Annotated in this window: 14 protein-coding genes; 6 read left to right on the top strand and 8 right to left on the bottom strand. The window is 58.4% G+C overall.

What is annotated here, in order from left to right; translation table 11 throughout:
* Nucleotides 1–2: 2 nt before the first annotated feature.
* Nucleotides 3–1481 (bottom strand): hypothetical protein, encoded by a 1479-nt coding sequence (locus tag ACPF7Z_RS02450; RefSeq protein ID WP_425191572.1) that lies wholly within the window; start codon nucleotides 1479–1481, stop codon nucleotides 3–5.
* A 429-nt stretch (nucleotides 1482–1910) separates the two neighbouring features.
* Between ACPF7Z_RS02450 and ACPF7Z_RS02445 the strand changes: the two genes are divergently transcribed.
* The 5 genes from ACPF7Z_RS02445 to ACPF7Z_RS02425 all read left to right on the top strand — a co-directional run bounded on the left by ACPF7Z_RS02445 (nucleotide 1911) and on the right by ACPF7Z_RS02425 (nucleotide 8396).
* A complete protein-coding gene (locus tag ACPF7Z_RS02445; RefSeq protein ID WP_425191571.1) occupies nucleotides 1911–3044 on the top strand; it encodes a helix-turn-helix domain-containing protein in 1134 nt (377 codons plus the stop codon).
* A gap of 328 nt (nucleotides 3045–3372) precedes the next feature.
* Nucleotides 3373–3966: a DUF6448 family protein gene (locus tag ACPF7Z_RS02440; RefSeq protein ID WP_425191570.1), complete on the top strand. Its 594-nt coding sequence runs from the start codon at nucleotides 3373–3375 to the stop codon at nucleotides 3964–3966.
* Between the two features lie 42 nt (nucleotides 3967–4008).
* Complete coding sequence (locus tag ACPF7Z_RS02435) at nucleotides 4009–4245, top strand: heavy-metal-associated domain-containing protein (RefSeq protein ID WP_425191569.1); 237 nt, start codon at nucleotides 4009–4011, stop codon at nucleotides 4243–4245.
* Nucleotides 4246–4340: 95 nt separating this feature from the next.
* Complete coding sequence (locus ACPF7Z_RS02430; RefSeq protein ID WP_425191568.1) at nucleotides 4341–6203, top strand: heavy metal translocating P-type ATPase; 1863 nt, start codon at nucleotides 4341–4343, stop codon at nucleotides 6201–6203.
* Nucleotides 6204–6647: 444 nt separating this feature from the next.
* The gene (locus ACPF7Z_RS02425; protein ID WP_425191567.1) at nucleotides 6648–8396 is read left to right on the top strand and encodes a methyl-accepting chemotaxis protein; all 1749 of its coding nucleotides are present in this window, start codon (nucleotides 6648–6650) and stop codon (nucleotides 8394–8396) included.
* A gap of 15 nt (nucleotides 8397–8411) precedes the next feature.
* On the opposite strand, the gene ACPF7Z_RS02420 is transcribed toward ACPF7Z_RS02425, so the two are convergent.
* Nucleotides 8412–9449, bottom strand: coding sequence for a C45 family autoproteolytic acyltransferase/hydolase (locus tag ACPF7Z_RS02420; protein ID WP_425191566.1), 1038 nt, complete (start codon nucleotides 9447–9449; stop codon nucleotides 8412–8414).
* Between the two features lie 131 nt (nucleotides 9450–9580).
* Here ACPF7Z_RS02420 and ACPF7Z_RS02415 point away from each other — a divergent pair, with 131 nt between their 5' ends.
* Complete coding sequence (locus ACPF7Z_RS02415) at nucleotides 9581–9847, top strand: hypothetical protein (RefSeq protein WP_425191565.1); 267 nt, start codon at nucleotides 9581–9583, stop codon at nucleotides 9845–9847.
* 61 nt (nucleotides 9848–9908) lie between these two features.
* Here the strand turns inward: ACPF7Z_RS02415 and ACPF7Z_RS02410 are convergent, their stop codons facing one another.
* The 6 genes from ACPF7Z_RS02410 to ACPF7Z_RS02385 all read right to left on the bottom strand — a co-directional run bounded on the left by ACPF7Z_RS02410 (nucleotide 9909) and on the right by ACPF7Z_RS02385 (nucleotide 15532).
* A complete protein-coding gene (locus tag ACPF7Z_RS02410) occupies nucleotides 9909–10085 on the bottom strand; it encodes a hypothetical protein (RefSeq protein WP_425191564.1) in 177 nt (58 codons plus the stop codon).
* Between the two features lie 25 nt (nucleotides 10086–10110).
* Nucleotides 10111–10212: a hypothetical protein gene (locus ACPF7Z_RS02405; protein WP_425191740.1), complete on the bottom strand. Its 102-nt coding sequence runs from the start codon at nucleotides 10210–10212 to the stop codon at nucleotides 10111–10113.
* 322 nt (nucleotides 10213–10534) lie between these two features.
* Entirely contained in the window at nucleotides 10535–11788 is a 1254-nt protein-coding gene (locus ACPF7Z_RS02400; protein WP_425191563.1) for a dicarboxylate/amino acid:cation symporter, read from the bottom strand.
* 174 nt (nucleotides 11789–11962) lie between these two features.
* Nucleotides 11963–12913 carry a CobW family GTP-binding protein gene (locus tag ACPF7Z_RS02395; RefSeq protein WP_425191562.1) on the bottom strand — a complete coding sequence of 317 codons (951 nt, stop codon included), beginning with the start codon at nucleotides 12911–12913 and terminating at the stop codon, nucleotides 11963–11965.
* Nucleotides 12900–14525, bottom strand: a complete 1626-nt coding sequence (locus ACPF7Z_RS02390; protein WP_425191561.1) for an amidohydrolase — start codon at nucleotides 14523–14525, stop codon at nucleotides 12900–12902. Before ACPF7Z_RS02390 ends, ACPF7Z_RS02395 begins: the two co-directional genes overlap by 14 nt.
* A 14-nt stretch (nucleotides 14526–14539) precedes the next feature.
* Nucleotides 14540–15532 (bottom strand): sodium:solute symporter family protein, encoded by a 993-nt coding sequence (locus ACPF7Z_RS02385; protein ID WP_425191739.1) that lies wholly within the window; start codon nucleotides 15530–15532, stop codon nucleotides 14540–14542.
* Between the last annotated feature and the right edge of the window lie 130 nt (nucleotides 15533–15662).

Raw genomic sequence — 15662 nt, 5'->3', positions numbered from 1 at the left:
CGTCACACCTCCGTCGGCCAGCTTGCCACCGGCCGGTTGCTCGCTATCCCCCGACAGTAGTGTTGCAGCATCAGGCGGCAGGCCTCGAGGCGCGAGGCGCCGTGCTCCTCGCATCGCGCCAGCACCCGACGCTGCCACTGGGCGCCATTGGTACGCGACGCCAGGCGCTCGCCGATCACCGCCAGGAAGGGCTCGGCGTCGTCGCCTGCCACACCCGCCGCACGCAGCCCCGAGCGGGCGTAGGGGAGCAGGCGTTCGAGCAGTTCGACGATCGGCATCTCCACCATCCGGTGGTGCTGGCGATGGGGCCATAGCAGGCGGGCATCCAGCCCGGACTGGGCAGCGCGGTAGAAGTTGTACTCGGCGTAGCGGAAGGGGATGGCGCTCAGGCGCTCCTCGATATCGTCGCGCAACCCCAGTACCAGGCCCAGCACCAGGGCGGAGTTGGCCGCCATGTCGCGGGCGGTCGGCCCCGACGGCAGGGCACGCATCTCGACGCGCAGGTGGCCCCCGTCGGCGGGGTCGTAGACCGCCCGGTTCCAGGGCCAGACGGTGCCCATGTGCAGGCGCAGCTCGGCGAGCGCTGGCGCGCCGTCACGCCTCGGCGAGGCGTCGTCGCACACAGGGATGATGGGCGGGTGCAGGGCGACCGTCTCGGCGAACAGCTCCCAGGCACTGCGGCGCACCCAGCCCTGGCCGAACGCTACCCGCGAGGGTTGCCGCCAGCGCCCGCTGTCGCGCAGGCGGCAGTCCACCGACTGCTTGAACAGGGCGATGCGGGTCTCGTCCCATAGGCGCTTTTGCAGGAACAGCGGCGAGTTGGCCGCCAGCGCCAGGACCAACGGCGTCACCAGTTGGAGGGTGTTGAAGGTGTCGGCGAAGCGCTCTGGCTCAACCCGCAGGTGCAGCTGGTAGGAGGTGTTGGCGCCTTCGAAGACCACGTGGGAGCTGGAGACGCGGATGGTGTCGTCGCCGTTGATCTCGACGGAGAAATCCTCGCCGCGCAGGCGCTTGAGCTCGCGCTCCAGTGCCCGGTAGCGCGGCAGGTCGGTCATGGCGTGTTCGCCAAGGTCTTCCGCGCGCAGGGTGGGCAGGATGCCGATGGGAACGATGCGCCCCCGATGCGCGGCGGCGGCGCCCTGCAGTCGCTCCAGGGCCTGCAGGAGCTGACGCTCCAGGGCGTGGAAGGGGCGCCCCGCCAGGGGCAGCGGGGTCAGGTTGTACTCGATGTTGAAGCGGTTCAGCTCGAGCTGCACCAGGGGATCCTGAAGGTCGTCCAGCAGGCGCTGGTTGAGGGGCAGGATCCGCCCGTCGTCGTCGGTGATGTAGGTCTCGAGCTCCGCCCCGAGGCTCAGGTCGCCAGCGCCGAAGTCCGGCTGGCGCAGCAGGTCTTGCAGCACGCCGAGGTTGGCCTGCAGGCGTTCGTCGAAGCGTCGGAAGTCGGACGCCGTGAAGTCGTCCCGGTCGATGTTCAGTCCCATGCGCCGCCTCACCAAGAACGCTGGATAACGTCCTCAGTCTAGGCAAGAAAAGCCCATGCGTCGCTCTTCTCCCTGGCGCGAGGTGTTCAAGTCGGAAGACTGCTGTCCATCCTGACTATCTAGTGGTCGTCTACCAACAGGCAACGTCCTCATACCTTCAATGACGGCATGCCACCAGTGATTACGGAAGAAAAACGTAAAAGACTGTTCGGGATTAGTTGACCACTACATATTGGAACGGCTGATCGGTTATGGACAACAGCCAAGGGTTGGCACCATGATCAGGTAGTTTTTACCCCCGAGACGATAGAGGCCTCCGACAACCGGCCTGGTCGCGTTGAGTAAAGCAGGTTTGTGGCCAGCGCGGCGGGTCCGGCACGAGGAAATCGATGCGCGGCTGAATCATCGAAACAGAGACGAGCCAACATCATGTACCTGTCGCTGGTTGATCTCCTGCTGGCCACCACCATCATCCAGTCGTTGGGCCTGGCTGTCTTCCTGCTGTTGCCCGAAACGTTCCAGCTAATCAGCAACCGCCTATTGGCGGCCAGTATTCTGACTTTCGCGGCCGGTGTGAGCGAAGTTTTCCTCTACTCGACCGGACTTGCCCTTCAGCACCCGAACCTGGCTTACCTGGGTACGCTAATCGGCCTGCTCCAGGCGAGCGTGCTCTACCTCTATGCCAAATCACTGATGTACCGGGACTTCCGCCTGGTGCCCAGGCACGCCGTACATACTCTACTGTTCTGGGTGGTGTCGGCGATTTTCCTGGTGGAGTATTACCTTCAGCCCACGGAGGTCAAGCTGCAGATCCTGCTGAGTCGCGATCACCCGGGCGTGCTCACCTCCCCCTTGCTGGCCGTCGCCATCCATCTGGTCTTCCTGGGCTACCTTTGGGCCACCATTCGCGCCATCAACCGCTTCGGCACCACGGTACGCCAGCTCTTCTCCAACCTGGAGAACAAGCAGCTGGCTTGGCTGCGTACGCTGCTGATCGGCTATGCCTTCGTCTGGACCATCAGTCTGTTCTACTGTCTCTCTGCCCATATCTTCAAGAGCGATGCCAGCGTCGCGTGGGTCTCCGCTATCGGCGCCATCACCGGTTTTCTGTTCATCAACTACTTGCTGATTCACGCCCTGCGCCAACCTACTATTTTCTCAGGGCTGAGCGCTGAAGAAGCGCTCCTAGCACAGGTCGGTGACAAACAAGATGCGCCAGGCAGGGAAGTGGAGAGTGCACTGCTTCGGCGCCTTGAGAACCACATGGTCGAAGCCAGACCCTACCTGGATGCCAATCTGACAGTGGAGCAGTTAGCCCGGCAGCTTGGCGTACCCACCCGGGAGCTGTCACAAACCATCAACCAAAGACTTGAGAAGAACTTCTTTGAATTCGTCAGTGACTACCGCATCGCCGAAGCTCGTCGACAGCTGAAAGCTGTCGAGACAAGCACCACCATCCTGCAGGTGATGTATGACTCAGGCTTCAACTCCAAGTCGGTCTTCAATACGGCCTTCAAGAAGGCCACCGGCATGACGCCCAGCGCCTATCGTGCCCAGAGCTAGGAAAATACTGAATAAATGCCTGCGCGCCCCAATCACTGCGTTGCGCGGTGCTCGGAATCCTCACCTATACCGCATAGGCTCCGGTTCCTGCGCTCCGTGCGCCTTGTGCTTGAGCCGCTCGGCGATTCCTTCAGTGCTTCCCTAGGGTTCGACTTTCAGAAAACTGAGATAGAACTCGTATATTATTGATTTTAAATAGTTTTAGTGGTGGTATAAAAAGCGTTCGAAGTCACGCTAAAGAACGACTCGGTCACCGCGGCTCCCTATCATGAAGGCACAGTCAAACAGCACAGCGACTGATCCTTCCTCGACACAGGAGCACAACACCATGACCGCAATGTTTCGTAAGCGCCTGCTGGCGATCGCAACCACTTCTGCCCTGGCCCTGTCGCTGGCCACCCCAGCGTTCGCTCACTGCGACGCCATGGACGGTCCGGTGATCACGGAAGCGCAAACGGCACTGAGTTCGGGCGATATCAGCCCGCTGCTGAAATGGGTGCCGGCCACGGACGTGGCGGCCTTAACGAGCGCCTTCGACAAGACACTCGAGGTGAGAAAACTTGGCGACGACGCCCAGGAATTGGCCGATCAGCAATTCTTCGCAACCCTGGTAGAGATACACCGCGCCTACGAAGGCGCTCCCTTCACCGGCGTCAAGCCAGCAGGCGAGATCGACCCTGCCATCCAGGCGGCCGATACAGCGCTGGAGAAAGGCGAGATCGATGCCTTTCTGGCACGCGTGGTCGACAAGTTCGAACAGGAGGCCCGCTCGGCCTTCGAAGCCACTCTGGCGGCCAAGCAGCAGGCAAGTGAAAGCCCCGATAAAGGCCGGGAGTTCGTCGAACACTATGTGCACTACGTGCACTACCTCGAAGATGTCCACAACGTGATCGCCGGCAACAGCGGCTCCCATGATCACTGATAAAACGACCCACCTATTACCTATCAAGTAGGAGTCAACACCATGAGTCATTCTACTTCCTTGAAGAACACCACCCTGCGCTCCAATGAATTTTCCTGTCCCAGCTGCGTCGAGAAGATCGAGACCAAGCTCAAGGGGCTCGACGGCGTCGAATCCGCCGAAGTGAAGTTTGCCTCTGGTCGGGTGATCGTCAGCCACGACCCTGAAAAAGCCTCGGTACGAAACCTTGTCGAGGCCGTCGCAGATGTCGGCTTTAGCGTTAAGCCCTCGGCCATCTGACTCGGGTACCTGTGCCATGAAACTCGGCATTTTCCTACGGATCGTGCCGGGGAGGGCGCGATCCGTAACCCGCTTGGAATCAGGAGGATTCTCGTATGACACGCTGGAAAAACTGGGGTGTGGTGATCGTCTCGGGGCTGTTGATCATCGCCTCCTGGATCACTGGCTGGGACGTGCTGATGATCGCGGCGGCTGCGGTGGCCGGCTATCAGATCGCTATCTCCGCCATTCAAGCGCTGCGGGTCAAGGTCGTCTCTATCGACCTGCTGGTCACCGTCGCCGCTGTCGGCGCGCTGTTCATCAGCAACTACTGGGAATCGGCAGCGGTAACCTTCCTCTTTGCTTTCGGTGGCGCCCTGGAGAGAGCCACTCTGAACAAGACTCGCAAGGCCTTGTCGGATCTGGTGGATGCCGCTCCCGAGACGGCCACCGTGCTGCGTGACGGGGAAGCAGAGACCGTCGAGGTATGGGAGCTTGTGCCTGGCGACATCGTGCTGATCAAGAACGGTGAACAGGTTCCCGTCGATGGCACCGTGGTCGCCGGCCACGGGGGCGTGGATGAAGCCACCATCACCGGTGAGTCCGTCCCCGCCGAGAAGGCCGAAGGCGAAGAGGTCTTCGCCGGCACCTGGCTAAGATCCGGATTGCTGCGCGTCAAGGCGGTCGGTATCGGATCGGACACTGCGTTGGCCAAGATCATCCATCGCGTCGAGGACGCCCAGGATGACAAGGCCAGAACCCAGACCTTCATGGAGAAATTTTCCAAGTACTATACCCCGGGGGTCATGCTGACCGCGCTGGTGATCGGCCTGATCACCCGCAATGTGGAACTGGCCCTGACTTTGCTGGTCATCGGCTGTCCGGGTGCCATGGTGATTTCCATCCCGGTATCCATCGTGGCAGGTATCGGTCGCGCGGCCAGGGACGGCGTCCTGATCAAGGGCGGTGAATACCTCGAAACCTCGGCCCGTGTCAGCGCCGTGGTGGTGGACAAGACCGGCACACTGACCTACGGCAGGCCGGTGCTGACCGATGTGGTCGTACTGGATGACGCCTATAGCGAAGACCAGGTGCTCACCATGGCTGCCAGGGCCGAGACCGCCTCCGAACACCCCTTGGCGGAAGCGATCATCCGCGGCGCCGAACAGCGCAAACTGGCCGTCGAGATGGTCGACAAGGCGGAGCCGATAACCGGCAAGGGAGTTCGCGCCAATTTTGATGGACACACCGTCGCGGTCGGCACTGCCGACCTGCTCGATCAGATCCCGGACAGCAAGCGCACCCTGGAACTCAACGCCGCCGGCAAGACCGCCATGTACGTCGGCGTCAACGGCCGCGCCGTTGGTATCGTGGCCGTGGCGGATACCATTCGCGACACTGCCTACCAGGCGATCAAGGCTCTGCACGACAATGGCGTCAAGGTCATCATGGCCACCGGCGACGCAAAGCGTGTCGCCGAGAACATTGCTGTTGAGCTCGGCATCGATGAAGTGCACGCCGAACTGATGCCCGAAGACAAGCTGGTCATCGTCAAGGAGCTGCAGAGCCGGGGCCATACCGTGGCCATGGTCGGCGACGGCGTCAACGATACCCCCGCACTCGCCCAGGCCGACATCGGGATTGCCATGGGGGCCGCCGGCTCACCGGCGGCCATCGAAACCGCGGATATCGCCCTGATGGCCGACCGGCTGCCTCGTCTGCCTTATGCCCTTAACCTGGCCAAGCGGACGGTAAACACCATGCGCCTCAACATCGCTATCGCCCTGCTGACGGTCGCCCTGTTGCTTTTCGGCGTGCTATTCAGCGGTGTGACCATGGCCATCGGCATGCTGGTTCACGAGGCCTCGGTGCTGCTGGTCATCGCTATCGCCATGCTGTTGTTGCGCCCGACCCTCAAGGAAGAACAGGAGATAAAGGCGCCAACCCAGAAGCGCGACGCCGAAGTACTGACTTCCTGAGTTCGGAATGAGCACGAGAGTTGCAGGTTAGGCACAACGCGATCACAAAACGGCAGCTCATATTTCCACCAAACAACCGCCCCGGGCATGAAAACGGCTCGGGGCGGCGCGCGTTATGCCCTGAACCGATGCTGCAGACATACTCCTCCTTCAGATTCATCATCACAACGAACAAGATTTCCATCCGCTCGGCTTCAACCTGTTCGTTATTTACCAGCCTTGTATCGATTCCGGCCATTGCTTTAGAAGATCCTGAAGTTACCCCCCTTCCGCTTACTCAACTTCTTGCTGATATTGCCGATGTTTAGCAGTGATGCGCTAGCTGTTATCGCGGCATTACTGTGTCGCTGCTTCCGCTGCCTTCACGACACCAACACGATCCTGGGCAGCTCCCTTTGCGATTCATCGCTTCGGGGCTGCTACTCAACAAAAAGGGGGGCTTTCATGTCCGCTACCACTGGTTTACGTCGTTTCTCAGGTTTACAAAGCAAGATTCTGGCGCTGGTGTTGATTCCGCTTTTTCTGGTTACCGCTTCCCTCGTGACGGCGGCGGCGCTGATGCAGCGTGCCGCCAGCCAGGAGAGTATTGCCGAGCAGCGTGAGCAGTTGGTCGAAGCGCGCAAGGAAAGAGTCAAAGGCGTGATGGACATTGCACGCAGTGCTACGTCCGCGCTGGTGGACGATCCAACCCTGAGTGAAGAAGAGGTTCTGCAGCGGGCTTATCAAGTGCTGCAGGGCATACGTTTCGATGGCGGCAACTATATTTTTGGCTACGACTACGAAGGTAAAGCAACCGTCGTGGGCGATAACCTGGAGCTGGTGGGGACTGATCAGTTGAACGAGCTGGACCCGGATGGCCGGCCCATCGCAAGAGATGTCATTGAACTTGGACTCAGCGGCGGTGGTTTTTACACCTATCGCTGGCAGCACCCGGAAACCGGTACTGTTGAAGAAAAGCAGTCCTACATCGTAAATCTTCCCAAGCTAGGCTGGGTCATCGGCGCCGGGATGTATATATACGATATCGATCAGACCATGGCCGCTGTCAGAGCAGAGGCGTCCGCGTCGCTGCGCAATACGATCACTAGTACGATATTGCTGGGCATCGCGATCTTCGTCGGCGTGGCGCTGGTGACGCTATGGCTGGTGCGCCGACTCGTGCGTCCGATCAATATTACCGCTTCGGCAATGCGCGATATTGCCCAGGGGCGCGGTGATTTGACCCAGCGGCTCAAGGTTGCCACCCGGGATGAAATAGGCGAATTGGCGGAGCAGTTCAATACCTTCGTGGCACGCATGCAAACCACGCTTGTCGATGTGCGTCGCGGCGTGTACGAAGTGCACAAGGCCGCCGGTGAGATGGCAAAGGGCAGCGAGGAGCTGGCCACCCGTACCGAGCAGGCCGCCGCGAATCTGCAGGAAACGTCATCGTCCATGGAAGAAATTACGTCCACCGTCAATCACAGCGCTGAATCGGCTCAGCAAGCCAACCAGCTGGCTTCTTCCACGGTCACCGTGGCACGCCAGGGCGGCGAAGCGATGACCGAAGTGGAAAAGACCATGGGAGATATCAGCGGTTCGGCGACAAAGATCGGTGAGATCATCAAGTTGATCGACGATATCGCGTTTCAAACCAATATCCTGGCGCTCAACGCCTCGGTGGAAGCGGCCCGGGCCGGCGAGCACGGGCGTGGCTTTGCGGTGGTCGCCCAGGAAGTCCGCAACCTGGCCAGCCGCAGCGCCGATGCGTCCAGCGAAATTCGTGGCTTGATCGATACCGCCGTTACCTATACTCGCCAGGGTAGCGAGACCGTGCAGCGTGCCGGTGTCACCATGCGCGAGATTGTGGAGAGTGTCACCCGGGTCACGGATGTGATCGCCGAGATCAGCGCCGGAGCGCGGGAGCAGAGCAATGGCATCGGCCAGATCAACACGGCGGTGACCGAAATGGATACCATGACTCAGCAAAACTCCGCGATGGTACAGCAGACTTCAAGTACCGCTGAAGTCATGCGAGAACAGGCCACCCGTCTAAGCGCCTTGGTCGACACCTTCGTGCTTGGGGATGACGACACCCAGACCACACCAAAATCGCCGGCACCCGTCGCGCATCTTGAATCCCCCAAGGCTCGCAAGGTGGCATCGCCTCAAAAGACAAGCGCTGTGTCGGAAGATGTCTGGGAGGAGTTTTAAAACACTCGCGAGCCATCATTCGTTCAATCTTGCATCCAGCGTATCTTCCGCTGAGCACGGCTTGCCCAAGCGCAGACACAGTCTGCGCTTTTTTAGGTTCATCACCACGGCGAATAGGGTCTCCATCCGCTCGGCCTCGGGCTGCTCGTGATTGGTGTGGCGGCAGAGGGAGGAGGGGGCGTTGGTGTGGTCGCTGAGCACATCGAACAGCGCATCCGGTGTGCTTTCGATGGGCTGATCCAGCAACTGTCGAAGTCTTGTCAATCGAACCGGGGAATCTGGCCGAGGGTAGTCATCGATGCAGGCGGTTGTCGCGTCCGCGTAGAGATGGTTGGTGTGCAGCACCTTGCCATCCTGGGGTAGAAGCTCGCCGGGGCGGCCGGGATGCACCTCGAAGCCGGTGGCCTGACCCTCGGCACTGGCGATCAGGAAGTGGGCCGGTGAGGCGACTCGGTCCTCATCGACCACTCGCCGAGCGGCGGCGAAATCGGGACTTTCGAGAATCTTGCGCAGGGCAAAATGAATCGGCAGGCCTTCGCCGCAGGTCTGGGAGCGAATGGCGTTGAGGCAAACACCCAGGCCACGAGCGTTCATGCCGATCTTGCCGACCATGCCGGCTTCACCAATGCTGATCAATGGCGCATGGTCGTTGAGCTCGATCTTGAGCACGACCACGTTGCGCTGTTGATCGGCGCGCCAGTCCCAGTTCTGGGCCAGCCATTGGTCGCCCTGGTTGAGCGAAAAGGCGGAGCAGCCGCCACTGGCCTGAGTCAGTGATATCTCGCTTCGACAATTAAGCGTCAGAATATCGTCGAAATCGACTCCGGCACCCTCGGCGATGCCTTGTACTTCTTCGAGAATGGCGGGAAAACAGCGCTCGATGGCCGGGAGAAACTGGGGTGCCATCTGCCGTGCCTGTTGCCAGGAAGAGCCCACGAAATCCTTAAATAATCGGTCATAGACAGCGATGCTGTCGTGAATCTTGTTGGCATGGTGGCGTCCATGCGTTTGGCCGACAGTGTGGCGATCGCCTTTCAACAGGGTAGGCAGCATAGGTGTCTCGCAGTTTCTAAGGAACAATAACCACTCTAGCATTTAATTTTTTCTTGACGGATAAGGGATGGGTGCCTAGATTCTCATATGCAAATGATAATTTTTATCATTTAATTCGTCAGGAGGTAGTCATGCCGTATCGCATCAAGACACAATTTAAAGGCCCCAACCCCACGCTTCAGATTTGCGATGCATCATCGGGATCGGTGCGACTGGCCTGGGAATACCCGAGGCAAGAATGCTCATCCCAGCAGATAGATCCAGATGTATTGGCGCTCAAGCAGGAGGAGGCCGTGCACAATCTATTCCGACGATTGTTCCTGCTCACCACCGAACAGTATCTGAAAGGAGAGACCATGCGCACGGAGGTGAGTGCAAACTCGCAGCGCAGGTCATGAAGGGCTGGCTCATGGGTGTCAGGTACGGCCCCCTAAGAGGTGGGGGCCGGTCGGTCATCATTCAGAATTCGCGCTGCTCGAATTCCTCAGCGGCTTTGACGGCTGCTTCCTGAGTGTCGTGCTCGGATACGACGGTTTCATTTTCTGGCTGACTTTCGTCGATCACGTTCCATCCAATGATCTTTTCGTTCATATCCTTGGCATCGAAGATAGGTTCTACGCGCGCTTGCTTTTGCATCGTATTGCCTCTTGCGTGAATGTTCCTAGCCTGCCTTGTCGCAACCGCACCCTTCATGCTTGCACTTCATCCCTTGGGGATGGCCGGATGCACAGGCATCGCAGCAGAAGGCTTTTCCATCGGACATGACAGCCTGATCCGTATCGACTTCATGATTGCAGCTTGGGCACGCACAGGTCTGTTGATCAGCCATGACGATTCTTCCTTGACGAAGTATGTACTTCATAGCGTAGAAGCAGATGGCTATTTTTTAAAGAAAAGGACGTGAGGAAAATCAAAGGGATTCAATAAAATGCCCGGCCTGCTAGGGCCGGGCATGCAGCCTTCCTGGCTGTAAAGAGCACTCCATACTCTCTGCGGAAAGGATGTCAGCTATCGACAGGGTTGTTGTTAATCCAGGTTATGGAAGCTTGCGGTGTTGTATAACATTAATGCTCTTTCAATAAGTCTCATACTTTATTTTTAGAATTATAGATATCCAGATCTAGTTCTTTCTCGCTTTTTCCAACGAGAGTCGTGACCATCAAATCGCCGGCCACATTGACGCTGGTCCGGGCCATATCGAGGATGCGGTCGATACCGGCAATCACTGCGATAGCTTCCAGAGGTAAACCCACCTGAGCCAGCACGATGGAGAGCATGATCAACCCTGCGCCGGGAACGCCGGCGGTACCGATCGAGGCCAGGGTGCCGGTGACGATGATCATGCCGTAATCCATCAGCGAGAGATCGACGCCAACCAACTGAGCGATGAACAGGGCAACCACCCCCTGATAGATGGCGGTGCCATCCATGTTGATGGTCGCCCCCACCGGCAGCACGAAGCCCGATACCCCCTCGGACACCCCGAGGTTTTTCTGGGCACAGCGCAAGGACACCGGCAAGGTGCCGGAGGAAGAAGCCGACGAATAGGCGACCACCAGCGCATCGAGGATGCCGCTCAGATAACGCAGGGGGTTCAAGCGACCAAGCAGGACCAATAGCCCGGAGTAGACTAGAAGTACATGCAGCACACTGGCCAGATAGGCCACGCCGATCACTTTGGCCAATGGCAACAGTACATCGAGCCCATAGCTCCCCGAGACATACGCGATCAGGCCGAACACGCCGAAGGGCGCGAAGGCCATGACGATCTCGGTGAGCTTGTACATGGCCTCGGCGAAGCTCTCGAACAGGCGCACCACCGGCTCGCCTTTTTCACCGATCAGGGTCAGGGAAATCCCCAAGCCGATGGCAAACACGATGATCTGCAGAATATTACCGTTGGCCAGAGCATCGATGGGATTCTGAGGTACCAGATCGACAAGGATCTGCACCAGCGACGGTGCCTCTTCCGCCTGGACCGGCTTGTCGAAGTTCAGATCCAGGCCGGCCCCGGGCTGAAAGATGGTCGAAGCCAGCAAACCGATGCTGATGGCGAAGGCGGTCGTGATCAGATACAGCGCAATAGTGCGCACACCGATGCGGCCCATCTTCTGCGGATCGCGCATGGCGGTGATCCCGACGATCAGGGTCGAAAAAACCAAGGGCACGATCAGCATCTTGATGGCGCTGATAAAGATATCGCCGATGGGTTTGAAGACGCTGGCATCTTCTCCCATGAGTGCACCGGCAACGACCCCAAGTGCCAGGCCGGCTAGAATCTTCTGCCACAAGGGAATGCGCCGCCATAGATTGCGCTGTGAAGATGCGTTATCTGCCATGCAGGTCGTCTCCGTAGGGTGCCATGAATAAAGCCAATGTTGTCGAGTGGCGGCGATTCTACAGAAAAAAGTCGCTTCTACTCGCTCAGGGACAGAATCATTTCACTATAGCGATGATGGTGTTCGACTTGGCCTGTTTCATAGCATAGAGCATGCGGCGTTTATTCCATGGATTTAACGCTGTTGCGAAGGTGCCGATTGGAACAAGGCTGGCTTTATCAGCAATTCAGCGGCGTGTCTCAGTGCGTTGAAGCGAGCCCCGGCGATGCCGATGAATACCAGGCGATTCTCGTCAGGGGCGCGTAATACCGGCTGCCAGGATACCTGGCCACCGCTGTATTGCAGTAGCTCGGCGCTTGAGCCACTGTCGACGAGCACGAACCCCTTTGCGCGCTTGAGCACGTCGCGGTAGGTATCCAGCAGCGCTTCAAGACGGCTCTTGTCGATGATGGTGCTGCCGGTGAGGCTGAACGAGTGCCAGTTCGCGTGGGTACGAGAAGAAGGTGTGTCATATCCGGTGTCAGTTGATGGAGCCGACGAGTGGGCGCTGCCCGACGACGACAAGGGCAGCGTTGTGTGCTCGATCCGGGCGTCGGGATTGATCTGCGTAAGTAGCTCGAGCACAGCCATCTTGTCGCTGGCCATCAAGCGATTAATATATATCCGCCTGGCGGACTCTATCTGCAGACGCCAGGTGTCGCCGATCAGTGGGTCTCCAGCGTGGCTCAACACCTGGGTTCCATCGACGATGCATATCATCTTGGCAAGGCGCAGCCGAGACGATAGCCTGGCAATATCGGCAATACGGGCGGGATTGGCCACACCGCTTGCCTCGATGATGATCACTGATGGCTTCGATCGAAGGCGCAGGGCGGCGGCCAGTTGTTCCGCCAACGTACCGCCCAGCGTGCAGCAGACACAGCCATTGCTGAGCTGCATGATGTTGTCGTCACGGTACTCGATCAGTTCCGCATCGATATTGATATCGCCAAAGTCGTTGACGACGAGCAAGGCATTGGCAGGAAGACCGCGTTTGATCAGAGCATTGAGATAAGTCGTCTTACCGGCCCCCAGAAAACCTCCGATGACCGTTAGAGGAATCTGTTCAGCCTCACTCATTGACATGCACCTGACCTCCTAGCACCGTCGCCTTCACACCGATATCTTTCAACCGGTCCGGGTCGCATGTCAGTGGGTCCTCATCAAGCACCGTCATGTCGGCAAACTTTCCGATCTCCAGGCTGCCTACCAGATGATCCATGCGCAGCGTATAGGCGGCGCCCAGCGTGATTGCTTCCAAGGCCTGGGCAACAGAGAGTTTCTCGTGCTCACCAAGTTGTATGCCGGAAGCGCTTTTGCGCATTACCGCGCACCAGGCTGTGAATAGAGGACCCAGCGGGGTGACCGGGGCATCACTATGAATGGCCAACGGGATGTTCAGGCGTCTTGTGGAGGCCAGTGGTTCGAGGCGCTGACAGCGCTCGAAGCCCAGGGTGCGCTTGAGGTGAATGTCGCCCCAGTAATAAAGATGATTGGCGAAGATATTCAAGCAAACGCCGAGGCGCGCGGCGCGTCTGAGCTGCGCATGATCCATGATCTGGCAATGCTGTAGCGTATGTCGATGATCCGCTCGAGGCCACATTTCCTGGACTTCCTCGATCGCATCGAGCATCAGATCCACTGCTTCATCGCCATTGCAATGGATGTGCAGTTGTGCACCGGCCTGATGGTAGCTGTGCACCAGGTCTTTCAGCTGTTGCGGCGGTGCGTTCCAGATACCGTTAGGACTGCCGTCATGATAGTAAGGCCATTTGAGTCGCGCTGTGTAACCCTGGATCGACCCATCGGTCATCAGTTTGGCCGGTCCGAAATAAAGCTTTTCATTACCCAAGGCCCGGCAGGTGCGGAGCCGTTCGGTGCCCGCCTGGGGTGACCAACTCAGCGCCGCCATGGCTGGTACCAGACGTACCGGATAACCGGGTTCAGACGTAGCGTTTTCGAGTGCCTCCACACCCTCATCGGATAGCGGGTTGTACAGGTCCGTAATGGTCGTCACGCCGCAGCGACTGGCGATTTTCGCGTAGCGTTGCAACGTTTCTACCGAGGCCACCAGGTCGAAAACGCTAAAGCCCAGAGCATCGAACACCACGTGCATGGCGGCCATTTCCTGTAACTCGCCATTGGGTTTGCCATCCATGCCGAGACGAATGCCTTCGACATCCTTGACTTGGTCGATGTTGGCTAGCTTGAGCATGGCGGTATTGACCGTCATCACATGAAGATTAGCGTGAAACACGACCACCGGGCGATCAGGAACGGCAGCGTCCAAAGCATGGCGATCCAGGCGTTCCTCCGGAAAGTAGACAGGATCGAATCCCCAGGCGATGACCGGTGTTTCGGCTTTTATACCCGCCGCATAATCGCTCAGTCGGGCCTGCATGGCGGGCACGCTGCCTAACCCTTCCCAGTACTTGCCATCCGGATCTGCTCGGCCGAAGTAGCCCAGGTAGCCATAGCTCCAGAGTGCCCCTTCGAGGGCGTGGCTATGGCCCTCGACAAAACCGGGCAGGATGACATCGTTTGCGAACCGGTTATCGCAGTCGGCGCCCTCGAAATACTTCATCGACTCCTGTGTGCCGACCGCCAGGATGCGACCCTCTCGCAGGGCGATGTGAGTGGCCTCGGGCTGGGAGGGATTCATGGTAATGATGCGCTTGGCAGAATAGATGATGGTCATCGTGGCAGTCGCTCTCACTGATTGGATATGGCATCGGAATCGCCCGGGATGGGTCTGTCGCCGGGATGCAATCGTGAGTCTGCCGTCGGCAGGTCTTCCCAGTAGACGGCCTTGACGCTCTCGTCCCGGTCATGCTCGGTCACCAGGCTGACGCCGACGAGAACTGCTAGCGAGACTAGAAAGCCTGGAAAGACCTGATCGATACCTGTCCCGAGCAAGGGCCACAAAATGGTGGTGGCGCCCGCAAGACACATGCTTGCCAGACAGGCCTTGCCCGTGGCGTGACGCCAGAACATGACGGCAAGGAATGGAATGACCAGGGTAGTGGCGGACAGGCGCAGTGCCCACTGGTACATGCTGATGATGTCGGTCAACAGATAAGCCACTATCACCGCGAGCGAGGAAATGATCACGACGCTGAATCGGGCGGCGAACATTTTCTGCTTCTCGGTTGCGCTGGGGTTGATGAGGCGATGATAGAAATCCTGGGCGAGGTTGGAGCTTCCCTGCAGAATGAAGGAATCCGCACCGGTCATCAGTGCCGATAGCAAACCGACGATAACAATGCCACCGATCGCCGGATGTAAGAGCTCGACCGTAACATAGGAAAAGATCAGATCGGGGCGCATATCGAGAGGCACGAACTGCCGAGCAATGACGCCTATCATGTACGGTAGTAAAGAAATCGCCAGTACTATTCCAAACCCGGTCAAACCAGCTTTGACTGCCACCTCTTCAGTACGCGAGGCAAATATGCGCTGCCAGGTCGATTGCCACACCAAGTAAAAAGGGGCTACGGTTAAGGCGAAAATGAGTACATTGCCTAAACCTTCTTTACCCAGGGGAGCTAAATATTCTGGGGGGGTGTTTGTCATAATATCACCAAAGCCGCCACCAAAGGCCACGGCTGCAATGGCTAATACGATTATGCCTGAAATAACAACTATGCTTTGGAATGCATCTGTGACAATGGTAGCCACCAGCCCACCCAGAATAGTGAAGCCCAGGATGAGAACAACCTGAATCCGTGAGACCGGCCCCCAGGAATGCTTCTAACCTACTGAACTGCATGGCAATATAGCGAATATCGCCATTCACCCAGACAGTGCCATGCCCAACGTCAAGTTCCGCGCCAGT

Origin of the sequence: Halomonas sp. GXIMD04776 (assembly GCF_049808615.1) — a bacterium.
Lineage (GTDB): Bacteria > Pseudomonadota > Gammaproteobacteria > Pseudomonadales > Halomonadaceae > Modicisalibacter.
Note: the sequence above shows the minus strand (reverse complement) of the source record. Positions and strands in the feature narration are given on the sequence as shown.